The sequence below is a fragment of the Nostoc foliaceum FACHB-393 genome, from assembly GCF_014698505.1.
Lineage (GTDB): Bacteria > Cyanobacteriota > Cyanobacteriia > Cyanobacteriales > Nostocaceae > Nostoc > Nostoc foliaceum_A.
Genome location: NZ_JACJTD010000042.1, coordinates 1 through 18,747 on the forward strand (window position 1 = coordinate 1; position 18,747 = coordinate 18,747).

At 41.2% G+C, this 18,747-nt stretch carries 17 protein-coding genes and 1 pseudogene; 14 read left to right on the forward strand and 4 right to left on the reverse strand.

Annotated elements, in window-relative coordinates:
- Together H6G92_RS26540 and H6G92_RS26545 are read right to left on the reverse strand one after the other, a co-directional pair.
- Nucleotides 1-2,753: helicase-related protein (locus H6G92_RS26540; protein WP_190897607.1), on the reverse strand; the 2,753-nt coding region annotated here is incomplete at its 3' end.
- Nucleotides 2,754-3,104: 351 nt separating this feature from the next.
- Nucleotides 3,105-3,293 carry a hypothetical protein gene (locus H6G92_RS26545; RefSeq protein WP_190897610.1) on the reverse strand — a complete coding sequence of 63 codons (189 nt, stop codon included), beginning with the start codon at nt 3,291-3,293 and terminating at the stop codon, nt 3,105-3,107.
- Nucleotides 3,294-3,555: 262 nt separating this feature from the next.
- On the opposite strand from H6G92_RS26545, the gene H6G92_RS26550 reads away from it, so the two are divergent.
- From H6G92_RS26550 to H6G92_RS26560, 3 genes are all read left to right on the forward strand, one after another.
- A complete protein-coding gene (locus tag H6G92_RS26550; RefSeq protein ID WP_190897613.1) occupies nt 3,556-3,759 on the forward strand; it encodes an HNH endonuclease in 204 nt (67 codons plus the stop codon).
- 6 nt (nt 3,760-3,765) lie between these two features.
- A complete protein-coding gene (locus tag H6G92_RS26555) occupies nt 3,766-3,987 on the forward strand; it encodes a hypothetical protein (RefSeq protein ID WP_190897615.1) in 222 nt (73 codons plus the stop codon).
- 231 nt (nt 3,988-4,218) lie between these two features.
- Nucleotides 4,219-4,500: a hypothetical protein gene (locus H6G92_RS26560; RefSeq protein WP_190897617.1), complete on the forward strand. Its 282-nt coding sequence runs from the start codon at nt 4,219-4,221 to the stop codon at nt 4,498-4,500.
- A 91-nt stretch (nt 4,501-4,591) separates the two neighbouring features.
- Here the strand turns inward: H6G92_RS26560 and H6G92_RS26565 are convergent, their stop codons facing one another.
- Complete coding sequence (locus H6G92_RS26565; protein ID WP_104899404.1) at nt 4,592-5,005, reverse strand: hypothetical protein; 414 nt, start codon at nt 5,003-5,005, stop codon at nt 4,592-4,594.
- Nucleotides 5,006-5,477: 472 nt separating this feature from the next.
- Nucleotides 5,478-6,056 carry a hypothetical protein gene (locus tag H6G92_RS26570; protein ID WP_190897619.1) on the reverse strand — a complete coding sequence of 193 codons (579 nt, stop codon included), beginning with the start codon at nt 6,054-6,056 and terminating at the stop codon, nt 5,478-5,480.
- Between the two features lie 182 nt (nt 6,057-6,238).
- Between H6G92_RS26570 and H6G92_RS26575 the strand changes: the two genes are divergently transcribed.
- The 11 genes and pseudogenes from H6G92_RS26575 to H6G92_RS26625 all read left to right on the forward strand — a co-directional run bounded on the left by H6G92_RS26575 (nt 6,239) and on the right by H6G92_RS26625 (nt 18,747).
- Nucleotides 6,239-7,873 carry an ATP-binding protein gene (locus tag H6G92_RS26575; protein ID WP_190897622.1) on the forward strand — a complete coding sequence of 545 codons (1,635 nt, stop codon included), beginning with the start codon at nt 6,239-6,241 and terminating at the stop codon, nt 7,871-7,873.
- A gap of 334 nt (nt 7,874-8,207) precedes the next feature.
- Nucleotides 8,208-8,765, forward strand: coding sequence for a DUF192 domain-containing protein (locus H6G92_RS26580; RefSeq protein WP_190897624.1), 558 nt, complete (start codon nt 8,208-8,210; stop codon nt 8,763-8,765).
- A 399-nt stretch (nt 8,766-9,164) separates the two neighbouring features.
- Nucleotides 9,165-9,767: a hypothetical protein gene (locus H6G92_RS26585; RefSeq protein WP_190897627.1), complete on the forward strand. Its 603-nt coding sequence runs from the start codon at nt 9,165-9,167 to the stop codon at nt 9,765-9,767.
- A gap of 91 nt (nt 9,768-9,858) precedes the next feature.
- Nucleotides 9,859-10,194, forward strand: coding sequence for a hypothetical protein (locus tag H6G92_RS26590; protein WP_190897629.1), 336 nt, complete (start codon nt 9,859-9,861; stop codon nt 10,192-10,194).
- 42 nt (nt 10,195-10,236) lie between these two features.
- Nucleotides 10,237-13,065 (forward strand): hypothetical protein, encoded by a 2,829-nt coding sequence (locus H6G92_RS26595; RefSeq protein WP_190897634.1) that lies wholly within the window; start codon nt 10,237-10,239, stop codon nt 13,063-13,065.
- A gap of 113 nt (nt 13,066-13,178) precedes the next feature.
- Nucleotides 13,179-13,910 carry a hypothetical protein gene (locus tag H6G92_RS26600; protein ID WP_190897637.1) on the forward strand — a complete coding sequence of 244 codons (732 nt, stop codon included), beginning with the start codon at nt 13,179-13,181 and terminating at the stop codon, nt 13,908-13,910.
- Between the two features lie 69 nt (nt 13,911-13,979).
- Entirely contained in the window at nt 13,980-15,131 is a 1,152-nt protein-coding gene (locus H6G92_RS26605; RefSeq protein ID WP_190897640.1) for a hypothetical protein, read from the forward strand.
- A gap of 23 nt (nt 15,132-15,154) precedes the next feature.
- A pseudogene (locus tag H6G92_RS26610) lies at nt 15,155-15,265 on the forward strand (four helix bundle protein); the annotation flags it as partial.
- The gene (locus tag H6G92_RS26615; protein ID WP_190897643.1) at nt 15,264-16,049 is read left to right on the forward strand and encodes a hypothetical protein; all 786 of its coding nucleotides are present in this window, start codon (nt 15,264-15,266) and stop codon (nt 16,047-16,049) included. The pseudogene H6G92_RS26610 and the gene H6G92_RS26615, both read left to right, overlap by 2 nt.
- Nucleotides 16,050-16,066: 17 nt before the next feature.
- Nucleotides 16,067-17,917 (forward strand): TrbI/VirB10 family protein, encoded by a 1,851-nt coding sequence (locus H6G92_RS26620; protein WP_190897647.1) that lies wholly within the window; start codon nt 16,067-16,069, stop codon nt 17,915-17,917.
- A complete protein-coding gene (locus H6G92_RS26625; protein WP_190897649.1) occupies nt 17,914-18,747 on the forward strand; it encodes a hypothetical protein in 834 nt (277 codons plus the stop codon). The genes H6G92_RS26620 and H6G92_RS26625 overlap by 4 nt, the downstream gene beginning before the upstream one ends.

Sequence of the window (18,747 nt, forward strand, 5' to 3'; positions counted from 1 at the left end):
AAACTTTCAAGTTCATCAGGTTCACTTTCTGGCTTGAGATACAAAGTACAAATTCTTTCCACTTCTTCGGGTGATATACTCTGCTTGTTGCACCAAGCTTTGATGCAAGCATCGCTCAATTCTTCAACCAAGCCATAATCAACTACAGCAATTTCAGTATCTTCATTACACGCAATTAAATTGAGAAGTTTGATAATATCCGGCTCACGTACTTGTTGATTTTTGGGAGTATATACAAGAGCATGATACTTTTTATTATGATTTAGTAAAACATAAACTGATGGTTCCGAGTCCTGAGTTATCTTTGCACTGACAATATCACTAAGAATAGTCTTAGCATAATCACGATGCATTTGTAGTTTTGCTGTATGTTGATAGAAGGGAGAAATATCCAAATCTGCTAAAGCGTCTAAGTTTAATTGACCTGATTTTATTATTACTTGAGACGCAAGCTCAGGCAGATTAATTTCTTGGGAATTGGCAATTGTTAAAACGGGTAAGTCCGTCAGCTTTCTAGATTCTCCATGACGCAACATGAGATTTTCCCAACGTTGTCTAATTCTGACTAAATCATACTTAAGGTCTGTCTCTTGTGTCAGGTTAGGAACAAAGGTATATACTTTGACTGTTCGTGGAGAATGCCAAAAACGCAATATGCGTCCAGCTCGTTGAACAGGGCCAATAGGAGTCCAATCAATATCATAATTTATCACAGCAGATGCATCTTGCATATTAACCCCAACTCCATGAGCATCTGTGGAAATAAATACATCATAGCTTTCTTCAGAAATGGTTTCAGCATTATTAGAAATCGGTGCAAACTTTTTGATGAGTTTTTCTATTTCATTGGTTTCTTTCATCTGATATTTATCTTCATTCTCACTCGCTTCGATAGTTGCAACTACTTTTAATGCAGGGAACATTTGTTTGAATGCCTGTGCCAAGTAAACAACAGTAGCGCGACGTTCGCAAAATATAATTGCTTTTTCGGAATTCTGCTTAAGTTCTTGAATAATTATGTAAAGTGCTCTGAGCTTCAAGTCACTTTCAAAATCCAAATTAGTCAACGTTTCAATTAGAGGATTTAAAAGAGATTGTCTTTCTTGTTGATCCGACACAAACTTTAATTTCCCAAGTTTGTACTCGTTCTTTCCTCCAGGAGTATCAACAACGCTTTCAAGAACTCCACGAAGAGCCAATGGAGAACTTGCCCAAGCAATTTTTACCAATCTCCTGATACATTCTCGAAACATAGGATTACGTGAATCTAAATCAAAATATCTTTTTTTAATTGCATCTATCAGTTCCTTATCTAGTAAGAGAGGAAAATTGACACTGTATAGTACAATTTTGGGAATATATCTCTTCTCTGTTCCAAAAAGAATATAATTCTCTTGATTTTCTGATTGACTGTAATATTTAGCTACGTGAGGTGTAGTTAGTTGAGAAGCTACGGATAGATTAACAAAATCTTCGGTTTGCTCTATATGCCATGCACGGGCGTTATCGTCGTAATCTTCATCCAGCAAAGTATGAAGTTCGGCAGTATGTGGTAATAAATATAACTGATTATTTAAATTACTTTCATCTCTAGCATAAGGGGAACCAGTCAACAATAAGACCTTCGTATTGCTGCTCTTTTTCAAGAATTTTTTTAAACGGAGAAAAGCCCGACGCTCTGCGGGGTTTTTCTTCATATTAAATAAATCTTGTTTGAAACGGTTTCTAAAATAATGACTTTCATCAAAAATAATTAACCATCGTTGCTCATGAAGATTTTTTTGAATTTCTTCAAACAATTCTAAGCTCCCATCCTGCTCCGAACCACTCTTATCTAAAGCCTGATAAACAAAATACTCGCAAGGTAGACCAGCATCACGCATTTCGCGTGTCCAACTACTGCGGACTGCCTTTGGGCCAATAACCATAATATTATCAATTAGGTCATCATTGCGAAGGTGTAAAGCTACGTGAACTGCTACGACTGTTTTGCCAAGTCCAGTAGAAGCTACTAGCATTGAACCGCCAAACTCTTTTATCTGCCGCAGTGTTTGAGCAATCATATCCACCTGGTATGAAACAGGTTGTTTATTATAATTACTTTTGATTGGTTGTATGTCTTCCAGCGCTAACATAGTCTTTAGGTATACATCCCACGGTGGCACAAAGTTAAGCCAGCGCTGCAAGACTTCTAATAATTCTTGGGTAATGTCTTTCGCTTCAGCAAAATATGTATCAAACTCGTTTACCAGTGCCACAACCTCGCGGTGTTTAGTTATTATATTCCCTGCCTCAACTTGCTCCCTCAAACCACGTTGGGTAAGATTTGACGAAGCCATAATTGCGACTTTGCGATCAACAATATATAGCTTGGCATGATGGTCTGTAGCTCTAGCATCTACAAGGTGTAATCTACCTTGTTGCATTTTTTCTATTAAATCCAGTACTGTCTGTCGCCGCTCCCTGTCCAGACCTGTTCGCAGGTCGCGTAATATTTCATCAATTAGAGCTTGCCGCGCTCGTTCTTCTCCGGGGTCATCAAGACCAACTAAAATATAAACGCGCTTGCCTTTTGTGTATCGTCGAACTAGCCCCCAACCTCTGATGGTAAAGAATCCAGAAGCGATGCGAATCTCTTTTTTAGCTGTTTGGAAGTAGTGGCTTATATACTCCAAAGCCTTTCTTCTCTCAAACCAGCTTTCTCGTGGAGTACCTATTTCACCGCTTTCGTTATTTTCTATTTCTTCATTCATGAGTTGGGATTGCTTATGGTAGATCCAGTTTCGAGGTCAACGTACCATTTTATAAATTTTCAACTTTAATAATTCCCGTACTATTACTAGAAAACATGAAATTCAAAATCAAAAATAACCCCACAGAATTGGTGGGGATAATGGTCAGCTAAGGAAGTATGTCTAAGTAGTACAATAATACTATTAAGTGATTATGCGGTCAAGTGTGCCGGAGTCGTTATACTTCAGTTAGACGTAGAATTACTAAACCAAGCTAGTTGTTGGCCAATTCCTAATCCTATAAAAGGAATTTCAACTGTATAACCAACTACTTGAAACATCAAGACTGTACTTTATTAAGTAGTACTATTTTTAGTATTCCCAAAATAAAATTTCTATACCCCCAGTTGATAACAAGCCGTTCACGGAAACCTCTACTTGTGATGTCGAGTCTGCCGTACAGTCATGGGGTTCGGCATTATGCACAATAAAGTTAGGGTCTGTAATGGTTTCGACTCTTTGGCGAAAGCATCTCTGTGAAACAGATCGAGAGTGAGTCATATCTCGTAAATCACTGGCTCTTTTTATAGAAGAAACGAATATACGGTAGCAACCGCTTTGGGTTAATCATGTCCCAAAGCGGTTATTGAAATGTTATGCCATCGCTTTAGACCGAAATAAAGACCTCTGGGAAATGTCGAAATTGTTGACGGGAATGTTGAAGAATGCCGAGTGAGAAAAATTAATAAATCGACTAATTATAGTAGATTAATCGTAATCCAAGTACTGGTAATTAAATCGCTACGCATTTTGAGAATCAGAAATGCCTTCTAAATCCCAGTCACGTTATCCAGAAAACTGGTCAGATATCGCTCTTGATGTTAAACAACCTGTGGGCTGGCGTTGTTCTAAATGTCGGTTGCAGTGCATTCGCCCCCTTGATGATACCAAAAAACTTACCCGTTCCCTTAGAATGGAGCAAATGCAACCATATACTGAAGAAATGGTTGAGTTAGATAAACAGTAGTAAATTATGTCAACAATCCAACGCTTATCAAACGGATTAAACCTAATTGTTAAGTACGATGAATCAGCCAATGTTGGTATTGGCTCAGAGATAAACGAGCCGGGTATCATTTATGTAGAAGATAAATCTTTGAAAACTTATACTAATATGTCAGAGCTTGAACGTTATAATATGAATTCTTGGGGTTGGAAATGGGATAATGGATTGTGGATAATAGACTTAGATTAAGGTATTACTGGACAATAGGAATAAACAGTAGATTTTAAGTTAGCTTGCGGTTATTTTTAAGAGAGCATAGATGCAAATTTTTTATGTCATTATTGGCGCTAAAGTACGAAATTATATTCCCTCTTGCTCTGTTTATGGTTTAGAAGTTTTCTCATTTTTTAGTTCAAAGCACAGTTACACAACTTGAAGTTCTGTTAAAGTAAAACTTAGGAAAGAAGTGTAGAGAAAAATATGAGCGATCGCTTAATGGAAAAACTGTTTAATGAGGCAGTCAGCCCAATCTTCTCTTCAAACAACTTAACTAAATATTCAGCGCTCAAACAAAGAGAAGACGAATTCAAAGCATTATTTAATATTGAACTAGTAGAATATGTTGACTCGAAGAGAGGATTTAACTTTTCTCTATTTATCCGCGACTTTTTGAGCGAAGCTAAATTGCCATATAGCAGTGCTGTTAAGCAAAAATATGGAGAGCGAGCGGCGAATTTGATTGGGGAATTAATTTGTATTTGAAAGCCAGATTTTTTCTCAACTAAACTAAAGCATAAATAAGGATTTTAATTGATTTTTAGTAGCTAAAGCATTACAGAAATCTAAGTTGAGCCTAATTAAAATGCTGTTTGAGAAGTGGGTAAAGTTGTGCAGCCATAGATTCAAATTTATCCCCATCTGGATAGGGGCTGGCAATCTCATTTCCATCTTCATTCAGCCAAAAATGCTGATTTGGAGAATAATACAAGGATAATATTGCTCCACGCCACCATCCTCCAAGAATTAGTTCATCTTTAAAGTAATTAAGAGAAAAATCCACTCTCGGATTTCGGTATAAATTGCTATTAGGATTTGGGTCAGGGCGATTTTTGGGGTTAAATTGTTCAGTAAAATATCCTTGAAATTCAATGGTAATAAAATCCTCAGATATTTTAACAATCAGCTTGTATCTAGTATGTGCATAGGCTTGCGCTGCAATCGCGCAAACAGCCAACTCTAATTCTAATGATAAGTTTGATAAATTCATAGCTCTTTTTTGCTGTCAACTCACCACCACATTAGGGACACCTTAACTGAGTTTCCCCACACTTAACATCTTCACCCTAAACTTCGACTTTCTCAAGGTTAATTACTCTGTTGCATTAGTAGTGAAGCATAAAATGGTTCTTGTCAGATTTTGGTGATGATGAAAGGTTACGCACTTTAAGGCAGAAGGCAGGAGGCAGAAGGTTTTAAAACGTTTTCTTATCCGAGCGTGGGATTTGTGACTTCACTCTTGCGATCGCTTACGGCTTTCTTGTGATGCAGATGTTCTATAATCCAAGCAGAGCTTCAATTGTGGGAATTTTTCCTTCCTCTTCCTTCTGCCCTCTGCTTTCTGCCTTACCTCAACCAAGATCACCAAAAGTTGCCAATAACCCATATTTTGACCTTTTTATAGTGTAAGTTACAGAATGCTAATCGCTCTCACTAGTATTGTTGTATCGAATATCACATCCTTAGTTCTTCCTTTGGACAAGATAGCCTTGGCGGTAATCACTCTTCTTTAATTTGGAAGCTTGACGTGCAGACCACTGACGCATAGGAGTAACTTTTTCTACATGAAGTAGCTGATGGCGATAAGTATCATTGCCCGTTAGTTGAGCGATCGCACCAGCAATAAATCGAGCGCAGCGTTCTGGCTGAGACGAGACTTGTTCCTCTGCAAACCGAATGACAAGCCAGTTTGCATCGACAAAACACTTGTTTCGGTAATCATCCTCGCCGATACAGTGGGTAGGCTTAAGAGTTGCAAACGAAATTGGCTCATCAACCTCCAAATCTATGTGTAAGCCAGTATTTGGTTCAATAATAAGAAAATCAGCCGTAAATGGTAGTCGATGCCCTGGAGGAAGCATCACCTGCTGGGGAGAAACAATTTCACCAAAATAGTGTTTGAGAACATTTTCAAACAGCCCCTCACTTGCCCCGATTGGTGCATCTCCCTGTCCAGAAGGAAAAACTAAAGGGGTGAACTGTTTTTTTTCTTTAACTAACTCTGGGATAACAACAATTGGATATTCTGGTGTCTTTGCCATACTTGCACTAACTCTTCATACTGCAATTATCTAAATTCACAACGTCATTACACAATCAACAAAATACTGAAAATAAACCAACTTTTTTCTAATTTATGGACGCAATAATTAGAAAATTATCAGTTCTCGTACAGCATCTCTTCTGGATAAGATTACTTCTGAGTACGCTACAAGCAACTAAGATGAAGTCTAGCTTTGACTATCTAGAAGACCTTCTTGCGGACAACTATCCAATCATCGCCTGCGAATCTCCCCTCCAAGAACGTCACCGCCTCCTAACCCGGATCACTACTTACTGTCAGCAAGCAGGCAGAAAAGCCTACATCTGGAATCTCAGCGAGGACAGTATTAAAGAACTAGTAGTCAGCGCCGAAGAAAATCTGGTTCTTCGAGAATTTGACGAATATAAACCTTCCATAAAACAAAATAAAGAAGACTATTTTCAAGTACTCAATTTCTGGAAGGTTTATTCTGGCACTGGAGTATTAATCGTTGAGAATATCTTCCCTTGGATAAAAGAAAATACACCGAAAGAAACCGATTTTATTATATCAGAATGGATGAAGTCGTCGTTAATCAATCTCAAATTTTATACCAAAGATAGTGGTAAAACTACTATATTACTAGGAGCTAACGCCGAGATAGCAAGCGAAATAGCGGCAGAAATTCCCCTATGGAGTCAAGAACTACCAGATGCACAAGAAATTATTGACAGTTTAATTAAAAGCAAAAAATTTTCTTTCACATATACGGAACAAGACTATTTAGAAATTGCTAACGCTAGTGCTGGTTTGTATATTTCTGATATTATGTATTGCCTAAACGATATTAGTAAAAATCATGATTTAGGAAATTCCAGTAAGATAGCCAAGCTTCTGCTATCAAAAAAAATTCAACTGCTCAACCGCTTGTATGACATCGAATTCTTACCTCCGCCAAAAGTCCAGCTTGGTGGGTTGGAACTCATGCAGCAGTCATTCAAAAGGTTCAAGCGATTGCTTACCCCGCGTGCCAAACAATATAATCTGCGTGTACCCAAAGGGATTATGCTTGTGGGGCCACCGGGAACAGGAAAATCACACTCAGCAAAAGCCTGTTCCCAGAATATGGGTATTCCCCTTATCATGGTCGATTGGGGCAACTTTAGAAGTTTTGGCAACCAAGCAGAAATGAAGCTTAAACGCTTGTTGCGACTGGCAGATAGGCTCAATCAAGTAATTTTGTACTTCGACGACTTTGATAAAGGCTTCGCTGGGGATGATGACCTCGCCAAACGGCTTGCTGGTCAGCTGTTGACATGGATGCAAGAGCGCACGTCAGATGTACTGGTCATCGCCTCAGTCAACCGAATGGAATGGCTGCCACCCGAACTCACCCGTGCCGGACGGTTTGACTATTTATTTAAGGTAGACCTGCCCAATAATGGGGAAAGATATAGTATCTTCAAACTGCACGCTGCCCGATTTGACGAACGTTTTCGCAATGGCGGCGACCCCTGGAGCGAGGAACAGTGGCGCAGAATTCTTAAAGCCACCAATCGGTGTGTAGGTGCAGAAATCCAGACAATTGTAGAACGCGCCGCTAGTACCATATTCTGCGAAACAGTAATAGAAGATACCTACGCATCAAGCAAACTCCCGGCACTCGAACTAACAATCGAAGCATTGCTAGAAGAACGCCGCCAGATTAACCCGCTTGCTATCCGCGAAGCCGATAAAGTCGAATCGATGCGTAACAAAGCTGACCAACAAGCTTTACCTAGTAGTCCCCTCGATGAAAGCAAGTTTGCTGTTGGCAACATCGAGATTTTTAGCTAATGAAAGGAGCCAGAATACAGAATTCAGGAGTCAGAAGAACTCCAGCCATAAAGGAAGGAGTTTCGGGCTGGTGGTTAAAAACTTTTTTGTTTTGCTTAACAACTCTGATGAGGCTTTAAACCAACAGTTAAAAGTCATTCGTACAAAGTCCTCAAGCCTTACGCAAGCTTTCTCCTGAATTCTGACTCCTGAGTTACGACTACTTCTTTGTAAACATCATAAATAAATTCAAAGTTTCACCATGTTTGGACGAAAGCAAATGTAGCCAAAACATTTCAACAGATAATAATGCCTGCTATTTATAACCACTCTACTACTTTATTTATCTAAAACTATGGAAGTCACAAGACAAACCGCTCAAACCAACATTCAAACTAAACAAGCACAAAATCCAGAAAAAAGCCTATTTTTCAAAATTCTCAATATCGTAGGGCCAATTGCTGGTTTTACTGCTGCTCTCTCACCCCTACCACTATACTTTTGGACTCGCCAGCCCCAGTATCTACCTATTGGTGCAACCTTTACCAGTAATAATCAGATAGTTCAACTCGAACTAGCAGACGATAGAAAAGAATATGCCCACGGACTCAAATTCCGTGACTCGATTCCCGAAAATCACGGAATGTTATTTGTCCTTAACAAACCTGAAAAAGTTAAACTTTGGATGCAGGATACGTATATTCCTTTAGATATGATATTTCTCCAAGATGGAGTTATTAAATCAATCGTAGAGGCGGCTCCCCCCTGCAAAACAAAAATCTGTCCTAAGTACGATTCCATCTATCCTGTTAACCAAGTTATCGAACTACCTGCTAACAGTACCAAAACCCTCAACCTCAAAGTAGGCAAGAAGCTCCATCTCGACTTCAACCCAAATCAAACGCAGAATTAGTTGACGGACAATTTATTTCACTCGGTAACTTAACGGTAAACACCGTAATTACACTACCTCATATATCAATTACTGACCCCCGATATAGACTATATCGGGGGTCAAACATTATGAAATAAACCACTGATTTAAATGTTGAAAGTTGTCAATTCAATTTTTCTAATTTTTTACTAATGATTTACTGAAAATCATAGTGTTTAAAAATGGAAAATTCTTAGATGCTTTTACGGATATTAGTCTCATAAAATAGGTTCACAAGCGAGAAGTTGGAGCAGAGATTTACTCCAATCCAAACTATGTACTAGGGGCAGACTCCGCCAACGGAATAAAGCAGTAATTCAGTCGTAATTACCCCTACAAAGTTTCATCCAGTAATTTCCGAAATCATCTACTTTTTTTATGAGAACAGACTACGAATCTAATTTTAGCAATGACCGCGATCGCATTCCTTCCTACGAAGAATACGGATACGCCGCTCCCACCCGTCGCCGTCGCAACTGGAAAGAAAACGCCAGCATCGCTGGACTAATGGCAGTTGGTACTGGCTTGATGATTGCAGATATCTCGATTCATCACATGGTAATGGCATCGCTGGCCTTTGGAACTGGCATTGTAGCGTTACTACCCAAGGAAGCAAACTTGCTACTTTCCAACTTCGAGAAATGGCAGCGCAAGTATGGCATCAATATCTATACCGTCTTGTTCTGCTTAGTAGGTGTAGTATTTATGTTGGATATCGCCGCTGCACCCGCAAACGCCCAGTTCATGCAAAACGCAGAGGACTTCTTCACAGAATACTTTACTGGTGTTAATGAAGATATTATTAGGTACGTATTTGCAGTACTGCGCGGTTTGTTCCTAATTTACCTGGGTATTGGTCTGATCCGGGTTGTTCAAGCAGCCAGAAACGACGAAGATTGGCAAACAATCGCCCGTACACCAATTATCGTTGCCCTCACAGTTGTAGTCGGAGACTTGCTTGCAGGACTGGTAACAGGCTGATACGTCACTCGTCAAAAAAGCCACCACGAGTGGCACTTTGAAGTGTGCCACTCATCAAAATTTCAAAAGCTGACTTTTGCCTTTCGTAATAATGACAAGAGTTCGGGAATTTCGTACTGTCAACCGCGTATTAGGAGACCAGCCACGCCTCGGGCCATTCCCCGCCGACCAAATTGTTCCCTGGAGTGCGATCGCTCTCATCTCCTACATGGTAGTCAAGGGTTTTATGCAAGCTTCCTGGCTTGCAACCGGAATTGTAACCGCCTGGGGATGGGCAACCTGGTGGACAGTAAGTTCCAACAAAGCCTTTTTCGGTAAGTTTGTCGGCACGCCCCGCATCACTCGTGGTTACAAACCTTTTGTCTCCCTCGTTAATCCTCTACAATCTCAACCCAAGAAGAAGCGCCAGCTTAAAAAACGCAGATAAGGCTTCTCAATTAATAAATATCAGCGAACAAAAATACAGGCTATGAGTTCGACCGCCTCAACAAAAATAAAGCACAAAATTGGTAAAAAATCCCTTGATACTGAACAATTAGGTGTTGTCAAAAACCTGACACCGTTTGAGGATATTACCCATTTAGCCGGGATTGCAAGTATCTCGCTTGCTGGTCGTAGAGATATCGGCGCACTCATCCTCCAGAAAAAAGAAGATATTCAAATTAAGTTTTGCTTCGACGTACAAGGAATTCACCCGTCTTTACCAGAAGAACAGATTCTCCCCATTTTTGAAAATATTGAGGGCGGACTCAAAGAACTTCCCGAACGTGAAACCTTGACAATTCATCTTGGTTCGTTTACTGATGACTTTCTCCGGCAGCAGGAACTAAAAAAGATAGAGGATAAATGCGATCTAGAGCAATTAACTTTATTAGTGCGATCAGAACGTCTGCGAGCGAGAGAACTCACCGAAGCAGGAACCCGTAAAAACAAGTTCTTACGTTTCTGGTGTACCTATAGTATCCTGGCTTCTGAAGACACTCGCTCAAATGATGCGATTGAAAAAACTATCAAACAGTTGCAGAACGCCTGGTTCCAATTTACTGGTCAAATCCACGGTGTTCGGCAAGAACGAATCGAAACAATCTTACGGGATAGTTTTACCTCTGGGTTTCAACGGTGGGAACAACTTTTTACTAACTCAATGGGGCTTTCAGTACGAGCAGTCACAAGTGAGGAAGTATGGTCGATTCTTTGGAGTCAGTTTAACCGTAGCGATGCACCCAAAGTTCCCAATCCCCTCATATTAGATGAAGAGGGGCTTCGAGAAGTTCAAACCAGTGATTTTCATATTCGCCACCTGATGCTGGAGAATGAAAAATCTGTCCCGTTTCTCGATCGCAGCTGGGTAAGACTGCAAGATAAGTATATTGGTGTCTTACAATTTAGCGAAAAGCCCCAAGGGTGGGTAGACGAATACGCCCAGCTTCGATACCTTTGGGAGGTAATATCCAAAGAAAAAATTTCCGATACTGAGATTATCTGCCAGCTATCTAAAGCTAACCAGGGACTCGCTAAAACTGCCCTTCAACGGATTACCAAACAGTCAATTACTTCCAGCGCGATGTCTTCTGAGAAGGGGTCAATTGACGTAAAAGCCAATATGAACATCGAGGAAGCGGTCAAGGCACAAGAAACTATCCTCAGAGGCAGCTTACCCATCCATACTGCCGTTGTTTTTTGTGTTCATCGTCATAGTCGTCAAAAACTCGATGAAGCTTGCCAATACCTTTCTAGCTGCTTCTTACGACCTGCTGTAGTTGATAGAGAAATCGAATATGCCTGGAAAACATGGTTACAATGTATACCTGTAGTCTGGGAAAACCTACTTACAAGACCTTTTAACCGTCGCCTCCCCTATTTCTCATCAGAAGTTCCCGGACTCATGCCGATAGTTAGAACGGCTACGGGAGATAAATCTGGGTTTGAGCTAATCGCTGAAGAGGGAGGAACTCCAGTACATCTCGACTTGTACAAGCAGCACAAAAATCTCGCCATTTTCGGTACTACCCGTGCAGGTAAATCTGTCTTAGTAGCAGGTCTATTAACACCTGCCTTGGCTCAAGACATTCCCGTAATTGCACTTGATTATCCCAAACCCGATGGTACTAGCACGTTTACCGACTATACCAAATTTATGGGAGAAGAAGGGGCGTATTTCGATATTAGTAAAGAATCGAACAATCTATTTGAATTACCTGATTTAAGGGGGTATGAACCTGAACTTATTAAGGAAAGGATGACAGATTTCAAGGAATTCTTGAAATCCACATTAATGATAATGGTACTTGGGACAAATCCTGTAGGGGTAAGTCCGACAATGATATCAAATATCGAAAGTATCATTACAATCACAATTGAAACTTTCTACAACGATGAAGATATCAAACTTCGATATAAACTTGCACTAGAAAATGGATTAGGAACACCTGAATGGGCAGATATTCCCACACTTAAAGATTTCTATAATTATTGTTCGCCTGGGTTTATCAAACTTGATTCCATCACCAATAATAGTAAAGAAATTCTTGATGCTCTTGACCAAATCAGATTGCGATTAAAGTTTTGGCTGAACTCACGAGTTGGACAATCAATCGCCAATCCATCTAGCTTTAAAACTGATGCCCGACTACTGGTATTCGCATTGCGATCGCTTGGGAGTGAAGCTGATGCAGCAGTCCTTGCCCTTAGCGCCTATTCCGCAGCATTACGTAGAGCTTTATCATCTAAAGTCTCAATATTTTTCTTAGACGAAGCGCCGATTTTATTCAGTTTTGACAGCATAGCCGAGCTAATTGGTAGACTCTGCGCCAACGGTGCAAAAGCAGGTATACGTGTAATTTTATCTGCCCAAGAACCAGAAAGTATTTTCCAAAGTAAGTCTGCTTCCAAGATATTTGCTAACATCACGACCCGCCTTATCGGTCGGATTCAAACATCAGCTGTTGACCCATTTGTTAACAGGTTTAAATACCCTTATGAAATTATCTCGCGTAATAGTACTGAAGCATTCTTCCCAAAACGCGAAAGTATTTATTCACAGTGGTTACTTGATGACAATGGCAAACTTACCTTCTGTAGGTATTACCCTGCTTATTGCTTACTTGCAGCAGTAGCAAATAACCCGAATGAGCAAGAATTACGCACTCTCTTCCTCAATAAATATGCCGATAATCCAATGCTGGGTATGGTGAGATTTTCTGAGGCATACATACAAATGCTTAGAGGAGATGAGTTAAGCCAAGAAGCACAACAATTACTGGATAACAATAACAATAGGCAATTAAAGCCAGCATAAATTATATAAGACAAACTAACAAATAATCTGGACTGGGAAAAAGAAGAATCAATAAATCATAAAAAAGTGGCTTAACTTTAATTGCCACATTGGTTATTTTATCCACCAAAAGTATGAAACCAAAGTTCAAGTTTACTAAGAAAGGGGTAATAATCGGGTCAATCATTGGTCTGGTTACTTTACTCAGTACAGCACCCAGTTATGCCTTTTCAATTGACGATTTTTTCAAGGTTTTAGGCAAATTCAATAACTATTTTGAAGAAACCAAAAACGAACTCACCGCAGCAGCTAATGAATGGGGTGGGATGAAAGGCGAAGCTAAAACTGCTATTCAGACTGGCAGTATGGATATGCCAGACCCAGTAAATTCAGCAGAAAAGCTCAAAGAGCAACTCAAGGAAAAGGGTAACTGGAATGAAAGTAACACAGTTGAAGGTGCTGTAGGTGCAGCTAACGAACTGGAGAGAGAAACCACCCGCGCTACGATCGCCAGCGTCTTAGGGGAAGTCGGTCAGGAACGTACCAAAAATGAAATAGAAGCAACTGAACAAACTGTAGCTGAGGCCAAAGAACTCGCGGAATCTGCACAGGCAATGGATGCTTCACAAAACATCCTCAAGGTAATTGCTGCCCAAAACTCGCAAATTGTCTCAATGTTGGGGCAATCCCGCACCGATGGACTGCAAGCACGGCACGATGTCCAGCAAACTAACCTGATGCTAAGTCAACTTGCCGAACAGGGGGCAAGCGATCGCCGTCGTCAAAACCTGATGATGGACGGTATCAGCGCCCAGTACATCGAAATCAGCGGGTTTAGCAGTCTCAAAACTACAGCAGGTGAATAATTCACCCTAATTAGTTGGTCATCTCTGCAATTGAGATGACCAAACCTTCACGCCTGTTAATCAAGTGCTATGTTAGAACATCTCATAATTGCAACCGACCCATTTTTTGGGCAAGACATTTTAGAAAATGCCGCAGCCGGGGCGCAACTAGTAGCTGAAGGTTTTAATGAACTTTGGCAGGAAACCCTCAACGGTAGCTTGTATGGCTCGATGTGCAAAGTTGGTCAGTTTTTTGCGATCGCAACTCTCACCCTTTTTATGGTTGAGTTAGGCAAAAACTGGATAAATCAAGAGGATATGAAAGCTCTCTCCAGTTGGATATGGCCCATCCTGGTTATCGGGCTACTAGCTAACAATGGCACTTTACTCAGAAGTGGAACACTTGCCATACGAGGATACATTAATACTGTCAATAATGACATCCTTGAGTTTACTGCTGCCGGAGCAAACCTAGAAGTAGCATTTAACCGAGCAGTCGGCAATATTGCTCTCCAGCAGCAAGTAGGGGCAGCAATGGAAAGATGCCGCTCAATCCCTGGTAACACGCAAGATTCAATCACCTGCTTGCAACAAGCAGAAGCAGAACTCAAAACCTCTGCGCCCGATCTATTCAAAGGAGAAGCCCCCGATAGCGGTAGTTGGGAGTTTAACCCACTTCAGGCTTTATCTGATGCCAAAGATGCGCTTGACGACCTCTCCCCCGGTCAAATTGCCGAAAAGATTGGTAATTCTATCACCAGTACAATCGGCTCGATGATTACCGGATTTGTCGCAGTCATCCTCCTCGCCCTAAATAACGCCTACCAGTGGGGTATCGAATTCACGATGCTTTTAACTGCCTTACTTGGGCCATTGGCAATAGGCGGTTCACTACTCCCCTTTGGCGCGAAACCTATTTTCGCTTGGCTAACGGGTTATTTCACCGTTGGAATGGCAAAACTTTGCTTCAACATGATTATTGGTTTGTGCGGACAACTTATTGCTAATTCCGAACAAAACCAACCGATGATATTTCTCCTTTTTGTCGGATTAGTTTCTCCTATCCTTTCATCTGCATTAGCCGCAGGTGGTGGAATAGCTGTTTGGACAGGATTAGGTAAAACAGTAGCATTTGGATCTGAAATTGCAGCAGGAATCGCTACTGGTGGAGCAAGTACAACTGCAACGGTTGCTGTCAATGCCACCAAATTTGTTAGTTCCAAAATTAAAGTTAAAAATTAATTAGTCAGAATTCAGAAGTCAGAATTCAGGAGTCAGCTAAGACATTTCAATATTTGATAGTTTGGCAAAAAGCACATCAGTTTGTTTTATTAGTATATCAATTTACTAGTGAGTTTCCTAAATCGGAAATATATGCTTAAACCTAAGTCTAAATCTCAACCAGCCCGCCTTCTCAGTTACGGTCAATCTACCTCTACACCTATTGCAATGGCAATCACCATAACAGCAGGAGGAACTATTTTATCTATCCTATTGCAAATTGTAAATATTGGTATAATTTCTAGTACAAATCGTCATGTCAAAGGTATGACGGTTGTTCAACTCCAAGATGGCTCTATTTCACCTGGTAAATTTGCTGCTCCCAACGAACGCGAAGACGAAACTATCAAACGCTTTATCTCAGATAGCATGATTAAAATGTTCGGTTGGAACGGAATAATCGAAGCAACAGAGAATGGCGAAAACGTTACCAAACCGGATAAAGGAATAGATGTTCAAACAACAAAAAATAGTAGAAAAAGAATTCCGACTAGAGCTTGGGAAGCTGCATTCGCACTATCTGAAAATCAAGATTTTCGGGCAAACTTCCTCAAAAAATTAGCAGAAATTGTCCCAAATGGTGTATTTAACGGTGAGGTTCAAGTCTCACTCGTCACCCGCCATATCTCTGAACCCAGAAAAATCAAGGATGGAAAGTGGGAGGTTGATTATATCGGCACGCTTGTAAGCTTTGATAGAAATGAAAATCAAGGTAAAGGAATCGCCTTTAACAAAACAATTACTGTCGAAGCTATCGATACTCCCAAGTTACCAGTCAAGCCAACTGAACTTGATAAAAAAATTTATTTAGTACGAGAGCCAGGTTTAGAAATTACTCAAATTCTTGATTATAATCTCGGCAAAAAAGAAAATAATTAGTAATTAGATACCCAAATATGTTACAGCTACAAGATGAGGCTTCAAATAAGCATGAATTATCTTCCGTAGATAGTCTTTTACCAATCGAGAGTAAAGATATAAAACCTTTAGAAGATGAACTGGAGGGATCACAATATGAGGTAGCTGAAGAAGATGATCTGGAAGTAGAAGACCCCGCATTAATACAAACTAAACACGATTTTGTCACATCCCCCTGGTCAAGATTAGGAATTATTGGTGGTGCATTCGGTGCTGGGTTCCTAGTTATATTTGTTGTCCTCAACGGCATGATGAATGGGGGTGGTAAAAATGCAAAAAAACCAGAAGTAACCCCTACCCCCACTCCCACCGTTGCGGCATCTGAGAAAAAAGATGGGGATGTTTATGCCAAGCTTGCCCTTGCCAAGCAACAGGAAGAACTTGATGCACTAAATGGTAAAGGCAAGACGGAAGACAAAGAAGAGAAAAAGGAAGCTACTGAAGAAGAACAATCCAAAAACAAAGAGAAAACACGTTCTACTCGACAACGAAGGGTAGTCACTCAAGAAACTCCCCCTACTTCCAGAAGACGTGTATACCGAGAAGAAGCACCCGAAACTGTTAGACCAAGACGTAGAGAAGTCGCCTCACAGCCAATACCACCCCTGCGTCCTAGCGCTCCTCTGCCAAAATTTGCCAAACAAATAGTTGCCAGCAACCAGAGTGTCGCCAAAGACCCAATAGCCGAACTCGAACGCCTACGTAGCCTGGGTTCGGTTGGTCGGGTTGATTATATGTTAGCCAGTACCACTGTAAGTGAACCTACAAGCACAACAGTACAAGAAGTTACAGCTAAAACTGAAGAAACATTACGCCCAGCAGAACAAAATACCAGTCGCTCCCGTCGTCGCCGTAACCGCCGCAGCGAGAATACCGAAACAGTTACCAACACTCCCAGTCAAATTGAAGAACTACAGCCGCGTTGGGAACCTGTAAACATAAACGACAGTACTCCAGAGTATAGCAATACTGATGGCAAAGAGAACAATCAAGCCGTACCAGTTATTTATAGCTTCTTGGTAGAAAAACCACAAACTAGCTCAGAACTTGGCAGTAGCAAAGAAAAAACCTTAGAATCCAGTTTTGCTGGTAATAAAGAAAACAATTCCCCTCAGCAAGTCGAACGAGTTGCAAATGCCTACCTGCCAGAAGAAGCACAGATACTTCAAGAAACACAACCACAGTATTTAGTTGTCGGTTCGTTTGCAAGTGCAACCCTCGTAACTCCGCTCGTGATGCCCCAAATCAGTAATAACGGTCGTTCCCAGGAGCAGACAAATACGTTACGGTTTGTCGCCCAGTTGAACGAGCCGCTTTATAGCAATACTGGCGAAATAGCCATTCCAGCAGGAACGCAGGTAACTATCGCTATGATTTCGGTTGATAGCACATCAGGCGTGCGTGCCGAAGTTACGGCTATTCTCAAAGACGGAACCGAATACCCCCTATCACCCGGAACGATATCAGTCCTGGGAGAGGCAGGTTCCCCCCTAGCCGCCAGACCATACGACAACAAGGGATCTGAAATTGCCAGGTATGATGCCACTTTGGGGACAATAGCTGGTCTTGCCAAGGTAGGGGAAATTATCAACCAGCCAGATGAAGAAGTCACAGAAGATTTGCCTTTAGGTGGGACAAGAACCCGCAGCCGCAATAACAACCGCAACCTGGGAGCTGCCTTCCTTGAAGGTGCCTTTGGCAAACTTGGCGAAACAGTCAGCAAGCGGACAGAACGTGCTACTGACGAAATCAACCGCCGTCCCAATGTCTGGTATGTGCCTAAAGACACCAAAATCACAATCAAAGTCGATAGGTCAATCAAGCTGTGAAATTCAGATATATAGCCGACTTTAGTTTAATGATGCCCTGGGCGATCGCCTTTGGCGGATGCCTCACCATTGCCTCCGTGCTTGCACCAAACCAACTTGTACTGGCAAATACTATCCGTCAAGTTGCAGCGTCCCAGGTGTCAGGGGAGAATGCCCAATTGCAGACAGTTAAGGTCTGGCCTGGACATGGGGTATCAATATCGTTCTACAACACCAGAGAAATCATCAAAAAAATCTGGCTGGATGATCCATCTAGGTTTGTTTTTGATGTAGACGGATGTCTTGAAGGCTTGGGTAAGTGTTCTGGAAACAGTACGGGCGCAGGACTAATTCACATTCGCCGCATCGAGACAGTCAAAATCCCCGGTTTACCACAAGCTTCTTACGGGGGGCACATGACGGTGATTACCGAATCTGGGTCAACAAGGAAAAGCTATCACTTTCGGATTCTAGCGGGCAGTGGCACACCAGAGTACAGCCAAATTGAAATTATTGGCGATACTCCTAGTAAACCTGAAGAAGTAAAACCAAAGGTCAGTTACACCGCATTATCTGATAGCAGACATATCGCTAAAGGGATGCAAGTTGCCCTTAAAAATCAGTGGGTTAATACAGACAGCAAGCTTTGGAAGCGTCTGAACCAACTTGTTGAGTTGCGATCGCAAGGAGAGGAACTTGTTGTCGCCGCCAGCACCACCGGAGTATCAATGCAGTTGGTTGAAAAACTCATGGTGCTAGGTGGAAAGCGCTTTTTAGAAATACCGCCACAGCGCAATAACCCTCCCATAACACCAAATACAGGTAAAACAAACTTTCTCTTGAATCAATAA